Genomic DNA, 15,457 nt, shown 5'->3' on the forward strand with positions numbered 1-15,457 from the left:
TATTTTCTTCCATTCCCATTTTCTCCCGCACATTTCTCTTTTGTTCTCAGTTCCAAATATCATTAACTAAAAATATGAATACTCCCTACAAAACCCGATCCTCCAGAATAGCCTCCGCATTCTCCCGCATCAGATTCCTGGTCATGGTTTCTCCATATTTCTTTTCCAAATACCCAGCGCACTTCCTCAGTCTCGGCGCCCGGCTCCCATCACTATGTGCATCAGTCCCTACAAAGTCCACCAATCCGGCCTTCAGCAGCTTCTTCACCACATTCTTCGCCGCAAATCCCTGGTCGCCGACAATGCTTGAGGCATTCACCTGAAAATAACACCCCGCATCTTCCTTCAGCCGCTCCGCCTTTTCCATATCCTTTATTACATTCACATACCGTTCCACATGGGCCACCACCGGCCAGTATCCAAAGGAAGCCACTCTGCCTATCGCATCTCTTATGTATGCATAATCCTCCCCCGGCAAAAACTCTATCAGCACATAATGGGAATCCGCCAATGTCCGGATCTTCCCCTGCTCCAGCAGCTCTGCCAGGCCGTGGCGGTAAAAAATTTCATTTCCCGGAAATAATTTGACAGGAATTTTAAGCTCGTCCGCTTTTTTCTGCAGGATTTCTATCCGTTTCACAATTCCCTCGGGTGTTACACACCTTCTGTCCGCCTTCTGGTGGGGGGTTGCTATTATGGTCGAAATTCCCTCGGATGCCGCTATTTCCAGCATTTTCACCGACTGTTCAATTGATTGGGCGCCGTCATCCACACACGGAATAACGTGTGAGTGTATATCAATAAATCCATCCATATACGTTACTTTTTTTGTAATTTGCTTTTTCCCTTTCGTATTTTTTTCTTCTTGATTCAGGAAATTTACTAAGCTACGTTTAAAACTATTATATTATATACGTTTTAAACATGTGTTGTCAAATCCAATTTCATCAAATAATGCCATTATGGGTACTTTTTTTTACATTTTAGGCACCAATTTTACTTTTATTTCTGTATAATAGGAAATGGATATTTTTTACTGTTCCGAAAAAAGGAATGATTTGTAAGAAATAGCTGAAATTGGCCGAAAATAGCCGGATGGCGGAGTATCCGGCTGTTTGGGCAGCGTTCGTCTAAAAGGTACCCCGTAACTATTTAACCTGTTATGAATTGTTCGAAAGGAGAACTGCAATGTCTAAGACCTATAATAGACTTGCTGCAGGGGAACGGCTACGTTTAAAACGTACCTTATTGGGGATGACTCAAGAAGAAATGGCAGAAAGAATTGACAGAGTACCAAAATATTATGCTGATATAGAGCGAGGCAGCTGCGGCATGTCGGTGGAAACGTTAATGGCATTGTCTCATACGCTCAATATGCCCATGGATTATATCATTTTAGGCAGGGAATACGGTGAAAACTCGGAAAAAAAACACGAAGACGAGATAGTCGCCGTTTTGGATATCCTGGATAAATGTCCTGAAAAGCAAAGAGCTTCCATTCTCAAAATCATTAAAATTTTCATTAGCAGCTGCCGGAAATAGAAGCAGCTAAAATCTTCTGAAATTATTCTGTTTATTTCTACTACTCTTTTGTAGTTACCCATTTCATCCGGTAAGTCATCATCGTAAGGGAGTCAAAAAGAGGCAGAGCACCCCCATCTGCATCTGCCCATCATCCTATCTGATTTTTCTCAAGCATATCTTAAAAAATATATCTAAAAAAACGGTGCCGGGATACTGTCCCAACACCGTTTGTCTTACTGCATACTTTACAGTACACATTGTTATGATTCCGATTTTATACAACTATTTTATGAGCATGGCATCGCCAAATGAAAAAAACCGATACTTTTCCTTCACCGCCTCTTTATACGCCGCCAGCACATGCTCCCGGCCGGCCAGCGCCGACACCAGCATTACCAGTGTGGATTCCGGCAGATGGAAATTCGTAATCAGCGCATCCAGCACCTTGAATCGGTATCCCGGATAGATGAAAATTTCCGTATTATCACAGCATTCCTGCAAAAGGCCGTTTTCGTCGCAGGCGCTTTCCACAGTACGGCAGCTGGTGGTGCCCACGCATACGACTCTGTGTCCCGCCGCCTTGGCCCTGTTTATCTTATCCGCCGCTTCCCGGGTTACCTGATAATATTCGGAATGCATATGATGCTCCTGCAGGTTTTCCACCTTTACCGGACGGAAGGTCCCCAGCCCTACATGAAGGGTCACATAGGCAATATCAATACCCTTCTCCTCCAGCTCCTTCAAAAGCCCCTGTGTAAAATGAAGCCCTGCGGTGGGCGCTGCAGCCGATCCCTCGTACCTGGCATAAACGGTCTGGTAACGGTTCTTGTCCTGGAGCTTGTGGGTGATGTAGGGAGGCAGGGGCATTTCACCCAGCCTGTCCAGTACTTCTTCCCAGATCCCTTCATAATGGAACTGTATGAGCCTGTTTCCTTCCTCCACCACTTCCAGCACTTCCGCATGAAGCAGGCCGTCCCCAAATACAAGTTTAGTTCCCGGCCTGGCTTTTTTACCTGGCTTGACCAGCGTTTCCCAGATATCATTTTCCCTGCGTTTCAGGAGAAGGACCTCTATGGCTCCTCCGGTCTCCTCTCTCACACCCATAAGCCTGGCAGGTATTACCTTGGTGTTATTTAACACCAGGCAATCCCCCGGCACAAGGAAGCTTCCGATTTCCTTAAATACATGGTGAGAGACTTCGCCGGTCTCCTTATCCAGGACCATGAGCCTGGAGGACGAACGGTCCTCCAGGGGATCCTGGGCAATGAGCTCCGGCGGAAGTTCATAGTAAAAATCTGATGTTTTCAATTCTTCCATATTACTCTTCTTCCCCGGTTATTCCGCATTCAACAGGCCTTTGGATGTTAAAAGCTGGCTTTTTCCAGGAATGCTACATAGCCTCTCATGGTCTCATATACATCGGCCTTGCTGGTGGCTTCCCAGGGCGCATGCATGTTGAGCACGGCAACGCCGCAGTCAATGACATTCATGCCGTATAAAGCCATGATGTAAGCAATGGTTCCGCCGCCGCCCACATCTACCTTGCCAAGCTCTGCGGTCTGGAATACCACGTCGGAGCTGTCCATAATGTCTCTGATGTGCGCCACATATTCCGCATTGGCGTCGTTGGAGCCGGATTTTCCTCTGGATCCGGTAAACTTATTGAATACCATGCCATTTCCAAGGAAAGCGGAATTCTTCTTTTCAAAACAGGAAGCATATGCGGGATCGTAGCCTGCGCTCACATCGGAGGAAAGCATGGCGGAATTGGTCAGGCATCTTCTCAGGTTCAGTTCGCTGTATTCACCCATCAGCTCCATCAGCTCTGCGGTCATGTTTTCAAAGAAACGGGACTGCATGCCGGTTGCGCCTACGCTGCCGATTTCTTCCTTATCCACGAGGATACAGCATGCGGTACGGTCCGTAATGGTGCCGCCCACCTCAAGCACTGCCCTTGCGGAGGTATAAGCGCAGACTCTGTCGTCCTGTCCGTAAGCGAGGATCATGCTTCTGTCAAGGCCGGCTTCTCTTGCTTTTCCAGCGGGAACGATTTCCAGCTCTGCGGAAAGGAAGTCTTCCTCTTCAAAATCATAAGTATCCTTTAAAATCTTGAGCACGCCTGCAGTTACGGCGTCCTTGTCCTTATCCTTCACCGGAATATTTCCGATAATCAGATCCATGGCTTCCCCTTCGATTACCTTGGAAGCCTTCTTATCCATCTGCTCTCCTGCCAGGTGAATCAGCAGATCGGAGATGAAAAATACAGGATCGTCTTCATTGTCGCCTACATTCACCTCAACGGTGGTGCCGTCTTTTTTTACCACTACGCCGTGGAGGGCAAGCGGGATGGCAACCCACTGGTATTTCTTCACGCCGCCGTAGTAATGGGTATCCAGATAGGCAATGTTGCTGTCCTCATAAAGGGGATTCTGCTTTACGTCGATTCTGGGGGAATCAATATGTGCACCCAGGATATTCATGCCGTCCTTCATGGGCTTTTTGCCGATCTGGTACATTACCAGACATTTGTTCATGTTTACGGCGTAGATTTTGTCGCCGGGCTTGATTTCCCTGCCGCTTTCCATAAGCGTATTCAGTTCAACGTAGCCCTCCTTCTCAATCAGGTTGACAAGGGTATCCACGCACTCTCTTTCAGTTTTCCCCGCATCCAGGAAGTCCATATATTCTCTGGCAAAAGCATCTGCTTCTTTCAGCTGCTCTTCGGAATAACTGGTCCATACATTTTTCGTTTCCATCAGGCCTTACCTCCGGTTTCTTTTAGTTTTGAACCGAGCACCGGCTTGAGAAGTTCTTTGGCTCTGGAAACCTCGTCACTGTGGATGCGGAAAATACAGGCGGATTTTTCCCTGGGCTTTCTGAAAAAGAATAAGCCTCCTACCCCCTTGTCTTCCCATTCCACAAAATAGGAAATGCTGTTTTTCAAAAGTATTCTTTCTACCTTTTCCTTGGTTTCCATATCATAGACCTTGCAGAAATCCACTTCATGATTTACTGGTCCAATATCCATAATTCTCACCTCCCGTTCGGTGCTCCCCGTATTATTGTACTACTGTCTCAGCTCAATGCCAAGCCCCTGAAGGCCATTGAGAATTTTTTTCATTGCCGCGCTCACATCGGCATCCTCAAGTGTCCTGTCCTTCGCGCGGAAGGTCAGTGTGTAGGCAACGGATTTGAAGCCTGCCTTGATCTGGCTGCCTTCATAAATATCAAACAGGGCATAGCTTTCCAGAATCTTTCCGCCGCGCTGTGCGATAACCGCTTCAATCTGTCCCACAAGAATTTCTCTGGGCACTACCATGCTGATATCGCGGGTAACCGCCGGGTATTTTGCAATTCCTTCATACTTCCTGTCAAAAGTTGCGAAAGGAATGATTTCAGGCATATCCAGAACCGCCACATAAGCCTTTGTCCCGATGCCGTAGTTATCCAGTACCTCCGGATGTACTTCACCCAGATAGCCCAGAACCTTACCGCCGTAAATGATGTTGGCCTGACGTCCCGGGTGAAGGAAGTTCTTTCCGGCCTTAGGGTCGTATTCCTTCTTATCCTTCATGCCGATGCTTTCCAGGAATTCTTCAATGACGCCCTTCATGGTGTAGAAGTCTCCGTCCCCGTAAAAGCCCAGCGTAAACTGCATTCTCTCTTCAGGCAGCGTGGTTACCGGCACGCTTTCCGGCAGGTATACATTGCCCAGCTCATAGAGCTTGACGTCCTTGTTTCTTCTATTATAATTGGTTGCCAGCGAGGTGAGGATGCCGTTGAGGGAAATGGTTCTCATAACGGAGAAATCCTCTCCCAGCGGGTTGGCGATTGTTACCGCCTTGCGCAGCACATCATCCTGATCCAGCAGCAGCTTGTCAAATACCTTGGGGCTTTCAAAGGAATAACACATTCCCTGGGAAAAACCGCAGTACTCGGCGATATCCCTTGCCTTTTCCTCAATGCGCAGCTTGAAGGAAAGCTTTCCTGTGGTGGCTTCCCCACTGGGAAGTGTGGTGGGAATCTTGTCATAGCCGTGGAATCTCGCCACTTCCTCCGCCACATCGGCAAAGCCTTCAATATCCTGACGGAAAGTAGGGATAATCAGTTCCTTTTTGTCTGCATCATAGTCAAATTCCAGCTGTTTGAAGTAATCCAGCATTTCCGCTTCCGGAATCTGTGTCCCCAACAGCGCGTTGATGCGCTCCGGTTCAAAGGCGATGCGTACTCTTTCCTTCAGAGGCGCGCATACATCCACGATGCCGCCTACAACATCGCCGCAGCCCAGCTCCTGAATCAGCTGGCAGGCCCTGTTGATTGCTTCCACTGAGTTGTTAGGATCAAGTCCTTTTTCAAATTTGCCGGAAGCATCGGTGCGCAGGCCGATTCTCTTGGCGGATTTACGGATATTGGTTCCGTTGAAGCACGCGGCTTCAAACAGTACGGTTTTCACATCGTCTGTTATTTTGGAATTCTCGCCGCCCATAATACCGGCGATGCCCACTTCTTTTTCAGCGTCACAGATCATCAGCACTTCGCTGTCCAGCTTTCTCACCTGGCCGTCCAGTGTCTGGAACTCATCACCGTCCTTTGCACGGCGTACAATGATCTGGCCGCCGGCTATGGTGCTTAAGTCATAGGCATGCATGGGCTGGCCATATTCCTCCATGACATAGTTGGTGATATCAACCAGGTTGTTGATGGGACGGATACCGCTGGCAGCCAGCCTTCTCTGCATCCACTTGGGCGAAGGGGCGATTTTGATATTGGTACATACCCTTGCACAGTAGCGGGGGCACAGATCGGGATCCTTTACCTCTACTTTAATATAATCATTGACATTTTCCCCATTTTCATGCACATTAACCACCGGAGGGACGAAGGGCTTATGGAAGGTCACGGCCGCTTCCCTGGCAATTCCCAGAATACTGAAGCAGTCAATTCTGTTGTTTGTGATTTCATATTCAAATACGGTGTCCCTCAGACCCAGGGCATCGATTGCGTCGGAACCTACTTCCACATCATCGCTGAAAATATAGATGCCGTTTTCAGGAGCCTCGGGATACATATCCCGGCTGGATCCCAGCTCTTCAATAGAGCACATCATACCGTTGGAGGGAACTCCTCTCAGCTTTCCTGCTTTAATGGAAATGCCCTCCTCAGGGAGCGGGCCGCCGTCGTGTCCGCCGGCCACCTTACCGCCGTCAAGAACCACCGGTACCTTGTCCCCTTCCTTCACATTGGGAGCGCCTGTAACGATCTGAATGGTCTCAGCTCCGACATTTACCTGGCAGACGATCAGCTTGTCCGCGTCAGGATGCTTTTCTATTTTTTCTATCTGGCCAACTACGATTTTTTCCAGATTCCTGTCAAGCCTTTCATAGCTTTCCACCTTGGTGCCGCTCATTGTCATCGCATCGCAGTATTCCTGGTCCGTGCATGACAGCTCCGGCACATATGCTTTAATCCATGATAACGTTGTATTCATATTGTATCCATGCCTTTCTTATTTCCTTCAGTCCGCATTCTGAGTATACACGGCTTTCCCATGAATGAAACAGCCGCAAAATTCCTCCTTTATAATAGGAAGAAACAAAATCAGTTATCCGCTTTTTCCATCAGAACTGCTTCAGGAAACGGACGTCATTCTCATAAAGCAGACGCATATCGTCAATTTCATACTTCAGAAGCGCAATACGCTCCAGGCCTACGCCGAATGCAAAACCGGAATATTCCTTGGGATCAATTCCGCTCATCTGCAGCACGCGGGGATGCACCATACCGCAGCCGAGGATTTCAATCCAGCCGGAGCCTTTGCAGAAACGGCAGCCCTTGCCGCCGCACTTGAAGCAGGTCACATCCACTTCGGCGCTGGGCTCTGTGAACGGGAAATGATGGGGGCGGAATTTTACCTTCGTCTCCTCTCCGAACAGCTCCCTGGCAAACTCAGCCAGCGTTCCCTTCAGATCGGCAAACGTAATATTCTTATCAATAACAAGTCCTTCAATCTGATGGAAGGAAGGAGAATGGGTCGCGTCCACCTCATCGGAACGGAACACACGTCCCGGAGCGATCATGCGGATGGGCAGCTTCCCTTTTTCCATTTCACGCACCTGTACCGGAGAGGTCTGGGTACGCAGCACGATATCCTCTGAAATATAGAAGGTATCCTGCTCATCCCTGGTGGGATGGTTCCTGGGGATATTCAGGGCTTCGAAATTATAATAGTCGTTTTCCACTTCAGGGCCTTCCACTACCTCATAGCCCATTCCCACGAAGATTCTTTCCACCTCTTCCAGGGCAATGGTGTTGGGATGACGGTGGCCCACCTGGTTTTTCCTGGCTGGAAGGGTAACGTCAATGACCTCTTCCTTCATTTTGGCTTCCCTGATGGCGGATTCCATTTTCTTCTTCGTTTCTTCCAGCATGGCTTCGATTTCCGTTCTGGTATCGTTCACCATCTGTCCAATTTTCGGCCGCTCCTCGGCTGCCACGTTCTTCATACCCTTCAGAACCTCGGTAAGAGCGCCCTTTTTACCCAGAGCGTTTACCCTAACCTCGTTCAGCTTATCAAGGGTTCCGGCAGCTTCCACCTGCTTTCTGACCTCTTCCTTGATCTGTTCCAATCTGTCTTTCATAAAAACCTCCTGCTGCCGGCGCGTAAATCCTGACACCGGCATATTTTTTTCCATGTGAAAAATGTTGACAGCTTTTCAGCACGCTTCAGCCTGCGGTCCGGCCTCCGGCCGTCCTGCAGCCGCCGCGGCTCGCTATGCCTGACAGCCTCCGGGGAATTTTGGACACAAAAAAATCCCCGGCAAAAATCCAGGGACGAAATAATTTCCGCGGTACCACCCACATTCCTGCTTCACATCCGGCGTTTAACGCCCTGTGCACCGCAGGCTCTCATTCCGGCGTAACGTGCCGCCACGTTCCCTCCTAAACCCAAAGGCCTTCAAAAGGACAGCTCCGGCGTGAAATTCAAGCTGCATCTGAACCCAAGGAAGCTCCCAGCCGACGACTCCCTCTCTCTGTGGGAAAATACAACTCTTTGTGCGCCATCATCGCATTTTTGATTCATGAATATGTCTGTAACCTATTCTATTGCCTGTTTTCAGAAAAGTCAATATAATTTTTCTGTACTTTTGCATATATACATTTATTTTCCATCATGATATGATTTTAATGCCAAGTTTTTAATACATCTACATACTTCCGATACCGGAGCCGGCGCTGAAAGGAAACGATACGTGTGCCTTCCCACCATCGGAAGAACCATAGCAGTCCGGAATGCGGGCTGTTACGAACAGTCAAGAAAACCAATACTAAGGAGAACATCATGGGTGGATTTTTTGGAGTAGCATCAAAGGAAGACTGTGTCTTCGATCTTTTTTTCGGCACAGACTATCATTCCCATCTGGGAACAAGACGGGCCGGTATGGCCGTATACGACCGGGAACGCGGTTTTGATCGTTCCATCCACAATATCGAAAATGCCCCCTTCCGCACCAAATTTGACAAAGAAGTCACGGAAATGAAAGGGAATCTGGGAATCGGCAGTATATCAGACTATGAACCCCAGCCGCTGATCGTCCGTTCCCATCACGGTACGTATTCCATCGCAACCGTGGGCAAAATCAACAATACGGAAGAAATTCTGACGAAGCTTCTCTTTTCATCGCACATTCATTTTCTGGAAATGAGCGGCGGCACCATCAATGCCACCGAGCTTGTTGCAACTATCATCAACCAAAAGGAAAACATCATCGAAGGCCTCCAATATGCCCAGGATCTCATCGACGGTTCCATGACCATCCTGCTTATGACCCCCAAGGGCATTTATGTCGCGCGTGATAAAATGGGCCGTACTCCCGTAGCCATCGGCAAGAAAGAAAATGCTTACTGCATCTCCTTTGAAAGCTTTGCTTATCTCAACCTGGGCTACGTCAGCGAACGCGAACTGGGACCCGGAGAAATCGTGGTTGTCACCCCGGAAGGCATGCGCACCCTGGTAGCGCCGGGCAAGGATATGAAAATCTGTACCTTCCTCTGGGTTTACTATGGCTACCCTTCCTCCTCCTACGAAGGAATCAGCGTGGAAAAAATGCGCTATAACTGCGGCGCGTCCATGGCCAAAAGAGACGATGCGTCACCTGATATCGTAGCGGGCGTACCGGACTCCGGAACCGCGCATGCCATCGGTTATTCGAATACCTCCGGCATCCCCTTCTCCCGGCCCTTTATCAAATACACCCCTACCTGGCCCCGTTCCTTCATGCCCACCATACAGAGCCAGAGGAACCTGATTGCCAAAATGAAGCTGATTCCCGTCCGCGATCTGATACAGGACCGCAGCATGCTTCTCATCGACGATTCCATCGTCCGCGGCACACAGCTGAGAGAAACAACGGAATTCCTGTACCAAAGCGGCGCAAAAGAGGTACACATCCGCCCCGCCTGCCCTCCTCTCCTCTATGCCTGCAAATACCTCAACTTCTCCCGATCCACCTCAGAAATGGATCTCATTACAAGAAGGGTCATCAAAGAAATGGAGGGCGACAATAAATACGTAAACCTGGACGCCTACTCCAATCCTGAGACCCCTGAATTCCAGGCCATGGTATCCCGCATCGGAGAGCAGCTCAACTTCACCTCCCTGCGTTATAACCGCCTGGACGATATGATCGACTCCGTGGGAATCGACCGCAGCAAATTATGCACCTACTGCTGGGATGGAAAAGAATAACGCTTCTCCCCCATGCCGCAAAATGCCAGAATCCGGCCGTCCCTCCTCCCAAAGGAGGAAGGGACGGCCGGATTCTTTTATCCTGTCACGCCTATGACCACCTCATCCAGCACCTGGAAATAATTCTCAAAGGTTTTTCTGCAGCACCCGGGATCCGCAATTGCAATCCCTTCGGCTCTCAGCCCAGGCAAGGAAAATCCCATAGCCATCCGATGATCATCATAGGTTTCCACAACTCCCGGCACAGGCCTGCCGGGCCATATTCTCAGGCTGTCCTCCCCCTGCTCACAGCGGATTCCCAGCCGCGCCAGCTCCGTGGAAATCGCTTCCATACGGTTGCTTTCCTGATACCGGATATGCCCGATGCCTGTTATGGTGACAGGCGCATCTGCAAACGGCGCTATAGCCGCAAGGGTTATGGCCTGGTCGGAGCAGGCATGCATATCCGCTTCCACGCCCCGCAGCCTTCCGTTTTCCGGTCCCTTCAATGCGATTCCCTCTGCCGTCTCGTGCAGGCTGCAGCCCATCCGTTCCAGAATCCGCAGGAACTGCACATCTCCCTGCAGCGAGCCAAAATGTACGCCGGGCACCAGCACCTCGATCCCCAGGATTGCCGCCATCCCATAAAAATAGCAGGCCGCCGAGACATCAGGCTCTATTGCATACTCCTGATGCCGATAGCTCTGCCCTGCTTCCATATGGAAACAATCCCCGCCTCTTTTCTCCGCTTTTACCCCGAACTGCTCCATCATCCGAAGCGTCATATCTATGTATGCCATACCATGGGTTCCTTCCACACGGATATCCAGGCTCCGTTCTGCGCAGCAGGCTGCAATCAGCAGCGCGCTCAAAAACTGGCTGCTGTGCTCAATATTGACCGCAATATCCTGCCGCCCGTTGTTTCCCGGATACAGGGTGAACGGGAAATGTCCCTCCTGCCCCTGATATTCCACACGGGTCCCCAGCTCCTGAAGCGACTGGAGCAGCGGAAGCATGGGACGCCGCTTCATCTGCTCCGAAGAATCCAGGTGCCAGGCTCCCTTCTTCAGCCCAAGCAAGGCTGTGAGGAAACGCGCCGCCGTTCCCGCGCTTCCCACATAAAGGGAGGCTTCCCGCACCGGCAGCCTCCCTCCCAGACCTTCCACCCGCACCTCAGCCCTTTCTTCATCCGCCTCTATTCCAAACCCCAAATCCGCGATGCACTGCTGCAGATACCGGGAATCATCGCTGAACAGAGCGCCCGTAAGCGTACATGGCCCATCGGCCAGCATTGCCAGCAGCAGCGCCCGGTTAGTGATGCTCTTTGAACCCGGCACCCTGACGGACACCGTGCCCCTGCCGTCCATTTTCCCATAGACATACGGTACATGATAGATATTTTTATCCATGACTGCTTCCCTCCATATATGGTAACGGTTCAGACGGGCCTGAACCGTTACAGCATCCGGCCAATAAAAACGCCGCGCGTGTGGCCGGATGCGCAGACAAATCATTTCTTGAATTTCACACAATAACATGTTACGATACTATCTGTTATGAGTCAAATGCAATCTAAAATAAAATTCATGTTAAAGAGGTTAAACAGATGATAAAAGAGCTTTTTTCTGAAAATAAGCAGCTTCTTTCCTTTGAGGTTTTTCCGCCCAAAAAGGAAGAGGAATTTGCCAATGCGTTTCTGGTGCTGGATTCCCTTGCCGGGCTGCAGCCTGACTTTATCAGCGTTACCTACGGGGCCGGCGGCAGCAAGTCGAAGAAAACCGTGGAAATCGCTTCCTATATCCAGAATAACCTGAAAATCAATGCCCTGGCACATATGACCTGTGTTGGCTCCGGGAAAGAAGACATTGACGCGGTAACAGCACAGCTGAAGGAAGCCAATGTGAACCATGTCCTGGCCCTGCGCGGCGACAGGCCGTCCTATATGAGCGATGAACAGTTTAACAGCCGGCATTTCCCCCATGCTTCGGATCTGACAGGTTATCTGAACAGCTCCACAGATTTCCACATTGCAGGCGCCTGTTACCCGGAAAAGCATTATGAAGCAAAGGATCTGGACAGCGATCTTCTCCATTTGAAGAAAAAATGTGACGCTGGGGCTGAATTTCTGATTACACAGCTCTTTTTCGACAACCAGGTGTATTATGAATTTCTGGACAAGGCGCGCAGTACGGGCATAAGCCTCCCCATCTGCGCCGGTATCATGCCCATCACCTCGGCCAAACAATTGGGAACCACGGTTTCCCTTTCCGGCTCCTCCGTCCCCAAGAAGCTGGCGGATCTCATCGCCACCTACGGAGACGATCCGGCGGAAATGAGGAAAGCCGGCATAGATTACGCAATAGAACAGATTCTTGACCTGAAGGCCCATCATGTGGACGGCATCCATATTTATACTATGAACAAGCCGAGGGTTGCCCGGGAGATCGTTTCCGCAATCAAATAGGCCTGCTTCCGCAGGCAATGGGGCACCAACCTGAAATGCCATGAACGGGAATATAAAGTCCGCAGGTATATGGTCTGCGCTCTGCTTCGGCTGGGCCTAAGCATGTATGCCAGCTATGTCCCTGAGGACCTTATCTTCCGGTTTTCTGCTGTATTTTCGCTATTTTTAAAAATTCCTCCAACGTCAAATCATTTTTTGTAATAAACTGCGCAGCATCCCTGCCCACATACCTGAAGTGCCATGACTCATATTCGATTCCTGTAATCTTCTCTTTTCCTTTTGGGTATCGGAGGATAAAACCATAACGGGAGCAGTTTTGGGCAAGCCACTGTGCCTCCTTTGTTCTCCCCTGGCGCTCATCCAGCATCTGATGGTTTTTCCCTACAATGTCTACCGCCAGTCCGGTATGATGCTCGCTGTAGTTCACAATCGCAACCTGTTCATGGGTCTTGTAGTAAGCTTCTCTGTACGTCATTCCCTGCTCCATCAGTTCCTCAACCGAGCTGTTGAACAGATCTGCCTGCCGCTCATAGCTGCGGTAGGCAGAACATACCAACAGTTCCAATCCCTCGGCCTCTGCATCAGATAGCATTTCCCCCAAATCTTCTGCAATGCGGTAATCGACCTGATGTCCATCCTCCAGTACATCCAGCTGAAACTTATAGGATGCCGGAAGAGGATTCCAGTCATTTACCAGGATATAATTCCAATCCTCCGTATTTACCTGAAACGGGATTTTTCCCACGCCTTCTGTCCATACGGAAAGCTCTTCCTTTATCTTTCTGCCGATTTCGGATATTTTATTGTCTTTTTCGGCAGCCTCCGCCGTACACAAAGCATTCGCACGACGCAGCAGCCCCTGATATTCCGCCTTCAGACAGGTATATTTATAAACCATTCCGGTCAGGCCAAATAAAGGTAACAGAATCGCAAGCGCAGTCATTCCCAATATCAGATGTTTATAGAAAAGTACGCTTCCCCAATACCTGTTTTTCCTTTTCCGCCTTCCTCTCCCCGATACGGCAGGCTTATCCGGAAGCCTGCCAAAGTCCCCGCCTGCTGTCTTTGCACAAAACTCCCTGTTCACAGTGGAAAAATCCATGGTTTTTCCCTCCTGCTATTCTTCCCTGACTTCTTCCAGGCCTCCAATGTCGATCATTCCCTTTACATGCGCGCCATTGTACATGGAAATACATTCCGAGGATATATTTCCTTTCACCCTGGCAGACTCCCTCAGCTCAATGCTCTCCTGCACCATCATGTTTCCTTCACTGTGCCCGTTAAACATCAGCCGCCCTGAGGTAATGTCCCCCTTGATCCAGGAATTGTTATCCACCACCATTTCATCAGTCACCTGAATATTCCCGGTTATGTTTCCCGATTGGACCCGCATGCTGTCGGCATAAACATCACCGATCACCTTCCCTGCCAGCAGCAGCGCTCCCTCGCACCTTACATCCCCGGAAATCTGTCCCAGGATTCGCAGGTTTGACTTTGTCCTGACGCTTCCGTCAATTACCATATCTTCCGTAATAACAGACTCATTTTTTAATGTGGGTGTCATGTTGTCTGCTGCCGCCGTATCCGCTCCGGCCGGGACAGGCGTCGTGGATCCGGCGGCGTTTACTCCCTTTGCTCTTCCGCCTGCTGATTCTTCCGCCATTTTTTCTCCTGCCGTATTCTCTCTTTTTATCTCACTCACAGCATTTTTATCGGGATACAAGCTCCCTTTTACGATTTCTGCATCTGTGCCTATATCCGGATTCTCCCTCCCCTCCGGTTTCCTTGAACTTTCTCCTGAATTTTTTGCCTTCTGTCCGTCCCCTGAGAAATCGAAACTCAGAATCTCATTCACTGCCTTTTTAAAATTGCTTTCTTTCATTGTGATACTCCATTACCTTTCCATCTAAGATATGGTTGAATTATAGCAGATATTTTCCAAGATTAGCACAATTTTACAAAAAGCGACATTGGGGCGACTATTTTCAATAAATTTTTATGATATACTTGCAATACGAAAGGACAAAGGACAATATTTATTTTAAAGGGGATACGTGACATGTATAAAATTCTTTTCGTGGATGATGATATTGCGCTCCGGAATGTAGTGTCTGAATATTTCAACGAACGTCAATATGACATTATCTGTACGGCATCAGCAGCTAAAACCATAGACTATCTGAAAAGTACCAGCATAGACTGTGTAATCCTTGACGTTGATCTGCCGGATAGCAACGGGTTTGAGCTATGCACCTCCATCCGTCAGTTTTCTTCCGTACCGATCATATTTTTATCCTGTTATACGGAAAATGACGACAGAATCAAAGGCTTTCTTTCCGGAGGGGACGATTACGTCTCCAAGCCCTTTTCACTGAAGGAGCTGGAGCTGCGCATCAATGTACGAATCCGGCGCCGTTATGAAAATCAGCCGCCGGAGCTGCTCAAATTCGGGGAACTAACTATTGATACCGGCAGGCTCATGGTCATTTATCATGGAATGGAATATGCCTTTCCCCGTCTGGAATTCGATATTCTCACCTTTTTTGCACGCCATCCGAACCAGCTTTTTACCTATGAGCAGCTTTATGACAATATATGGAAGCAGCCCATCAATGAAAGCCGCCATAACCTTCAGGCCCGCATTGGCAAGGTCAGGAAAAAGCTGTGTGACATCTGCCCGGAAAAGGAGTATATCCGTACAGTACGTCACAAAGGTTACCTGTTCGTTCCGTGACCGGAGCCGG

The 15,457-nt window shown here is 49.3% G+C and carries 13 protein-coding genes and 1 other annotated feature; of the genes, 4 read left to right on the forward strand and 9 right to left on the reverse strand.

From position 1 onward, the window contains the following. Nucleotides 1-85: 85 nt before the first annotated feature. Complete coding sequence (locus HMPREF1548_RS27380; protein WP_021640110.1) at nt 86-814, reverse strand: CpsB/CapC family capsule biosynthesis tyrosine phosphatase; 729 nt, start codon at nt 812-814, stop codon at nt 86-88. Between the two features lie 374 nt (nt 815-1,188). Here HMPREF1548_RS27380 and HMPREF1548_RS27385 point away from each other — a divergent pair, with 374 nt between their 5' ends. Beyond that, nucleotides 1,189-1,542, forward strand: a complete 354-nt coding sequence (locus tag HMPREF1548_RS27385; protein WP_021640111.1) for a helix-turn-helix domain-containing protein — start codon at nt 1,189-1,191, stop codon at nt 1,540-1,542. A 264-nt stretch (nt 1,543-1,806) separates the two neighbouring features. Here HMPREF1548_RS27385 and queA read toward each other — a convergent pair whose 3' ends face one another. The 5 genes from queA to pheS form a co-directional block, all read right to left on the reverse strand. Continuing rightward, nucleotides 1,807-2,832, reverse strand: a complete 1,026-nt coding sequence (gene queA / locus HMPREF1548_RS27390) for a tRNA preQ1(34) S-adenosylmethionine ribosyltransferase-isomerase QueA (protein WP_035324327.1) — start codon at nt 2,830-2,832, stop codon at nt 1,807-1,809. Between the two features lie 56 nt (nt 2,833-2,888). Further along, nucleotides 2,889-4,280 carry an aminopeptidase gene (locus tag HMPREF1548_RS27395; protein ID WP_021640113.1) on the reverse strand — a complete coding sequence of 464 codons (1,392 nt, stop codon included), beginning with the start codon at nt 4,278-4,280 and terminating at the stop codon, nt 2,889-2,891. Beyond that, nucleotides 4,280-4,552, reverse strand: coding sequence for a hypothetical protein (locus HMPREF1548_RS27400; protein ID WP_021640114.1), 273 nt, complete (start codon nt 4,550-4,552; stop codon nt 4,280-4,282). The genes HMPREF1548_RS27395 and HMPREF1548_RS27400 overlap by 1 nt, the downstream gene beginning before the upstream one ends. 39 nt (nt 4,553-4,591) lie before the next feature. Next, a complete protein-coding gene (gene pheT / locus HMPREF1548_RS27405; protein ID WP_021640115.1) occupies nt 4,592-7,012 on the reverse strand; it encodes a phenylalanine--tRNA ligase subunit beta in 2,421 nt (806 codons plus the stop codon). Nucleotides 7,013-7,142: 130 nt separating this feature from the next. Next, a complete protein-coding gene (gene pheS, locus HMPREF1548_RS27410) occupies nt 7,143-8,162 on the reverse strand; it encodes a phenylalanine--tRNA ligase subunit alpha (protein WP_025490170.1) in 1,020 nt (339 codons plus the stop codon). Between the two features lie 186 nt (nt 8,163-8,348). Then, nucleotides 8,349-8,598, reverse strand: a binding site (T-box leader). Between the two features lie 265 nt (nt 8,599-8,863). Between pheS and HMPREF1548_RS27415 the strand changes: the two genes are divergently transcribed. Next, complete coding sequence (locus HMPREF1548_RS27415) at nt 8,864-10,270, forward strand: amidophosphoribosyltransferase (protein WP_021640119.1); 1,407 nt, start codon at nt 8,864-8,866, stop codon at nt 10,268-10,270. Nucleotides 10,271-10,347: 77 nt separating this feature from the next. Here the strand turns inward: HMPREF1548_RS27415 and aroA are convergent, their stop codons facing one another. Beyond that, the gene (gene aroA, locus HMPREF1548_RS27420; protein WP_083493073.1) at nt 10,348-11,658 is read right to left on the reverse strand and encodes a 3-phosphoshikimate 1-carboxyvinyltransferase; all 1,311 of its coding nucleotides are present in this window, start codon (nt 11,656-11,658) and stop codon (nt 10,348-10,350) included. Between the two features lie 197 nt (nt 11,659-11,855). Here aroA and metF point away from each other — a divergent pair, with 197 nt between their 5' ends. Next, nucleotides 11,856-12,713 carry a methylenetetrahydrofolate reductase [NAD(P)H] gene (gene metF / locus HMPREF1548_RS27425; RefSeq protein WP_021640121.1) on the forward strand — a complete coding sequence of 286 codons (858 nt, stop codon included), beginning with the start codon at nt 11,856-11,858 and terminating at the stop codon, nt 12,711-12,713. 130 nt (nt 12,714-12,843) lie between these two features. On the opposite strand, the gene HMPREF1548_RS27430 is transcribed toward metF, so the two are convergent. Continuing rightward, the gene (locus HMPREF1548_RS27430; protein ID WP_021640122.1) at nt 12,844-13,815 is read right to left on the reverse strand and encodes a M15 family metallopeptidase; all 972 of its coding nucleotides are present in this window, start codon (nt 13,813-13,815) and stop codon (nt 12,844-12,846) included. A gap of 15 nt (nt 13,816-13,830) precedes the next feature. Then, complete coding sequence (locus tag HMPREF1548_RS27435) at nt 13,831-14,595, reverse strand: bactofilin family protein (RefSeq protein ID WP_021640123.1); 765 nt, start codon at nt 14,593-14,595, stop codon at nt 13,831-13,833. Nucleotides 14,596-14,772: 177 nt separating this feature from the next. Between HMPREF1548_RS27435 and HMPREF1548_RS27440 the strand changes: the two genes are divergently transcribed. Then, nucleotides 14,773-15,447 carry a response regulator transcription factor gene (locus HMPREF1548_RS27440; protein WP_021640124.1) on the forward strand — a complete coding sequence of 225 codons (675 nt, stop codon included), beginning with the start codon at nt 14,773-14,775 and terminating at the stop codon, nt 15,445-15,447. Nucleotides 15,448-15,457 lie beyond the last annotated feature (10 nt).

The sequence above is a fragment of the Clostridium sp. KLE 1755 genome, assembly GCF_000466465.2.
GTDB lineage: Bacteria > Bacillota > Clostridia > Lachnospirales > Lachnospiraceae > Eisenbergiella > Eisenbergiella porci.

Excerpts from the sequence above, each read along its gene's own strand:
- pheS (WP_025490170.1), bottom strand. The coding sequence starts at position 8,162 with ATGAAAGACAGATTGGAACAGATCAAGGAAGAGGTCAGAAAGCAGGTG.
- HMPREF1548_RS27415 (WP_021640119.1), top strand. The coding sequence starts at position 8,864 with ATGGGTGGATTTTTTGGAGTAGCATCAAAGGAAGACTGTGTCTTCGAT.
- HMPREF1548_RS27435 (WP_021640123.1), bottom strand. The coding sequence starts at position 14,595 with ATGAAAGAAAGCAATTTTAAAAAGGCAGTGAATGAGATTCTGAGTTTC.
- HMPREF1548_RS27380 (WP_021640110.1), bottom strand. The coding sequence starts at position 814 with ATGGATGGATTTATTGATATACACTCACACGTTATTCCGTGTGTGGAT.
- HMPREF1548_RS27395 (WP_021640113.1), bottom strand. The coding sequence starts at position 4,280 with ATGGAAACGAAAAATGTATGGACCAGTTATTCCGAAGAGCAGCTGAAA.
- aroA (WP_083493073.1), bottom strand. The coding sequence starts at position 11,658 with ATGGATAAAAATATCTATCATGTACCGTATGTCTATGGGAAAATGGAC.
- HMPREF1548_RS27430 (WP_021640122.1), bottom strand. The coding sequence starts at position 13,815 with ATGGATTTTTCCACTGTGAACAGGGAGTTTTGTGCAAAGACAGCAGGC.
- metF (WP_021640121.1), top strand. The coding sequence starts at position 11,856 with ATGATAAAAGAGCTTTTTTCTGAAAATAAGCAGCTTCTTTCCTTTGAG.
- HMPREF1548_RS27385 (WP_021640111.1), top strand. The coding sequence starts at position 1,189 with ATGTCTAAGACCTATAATAGACTTGCTGCAGGGGAACGGCTACGTTTA.
- HMPREF1548_RS27440 (WP_021640124.1), top strand. The coding sequence starts at position 14,773 with ATGTATAAAATTCTTTTCGTGGATGATGATATTGCGCTCCGGAATGTA.
- pheT (WP_021640115.1), bottom strand. The coding sequence starts at position 7,012 with ATGAATACAACGTTATCATGGATTAAAGCATATGTGCCGGAGCTGTCA.
- HMPREF1548_RS27400 (WP_021640114.1), bottom strand. The coding sequence starts at position 4,552 with ATGGATATTGGACCAGTAAATCATGAAGTGGATTTCTGCAAGGTCTAT.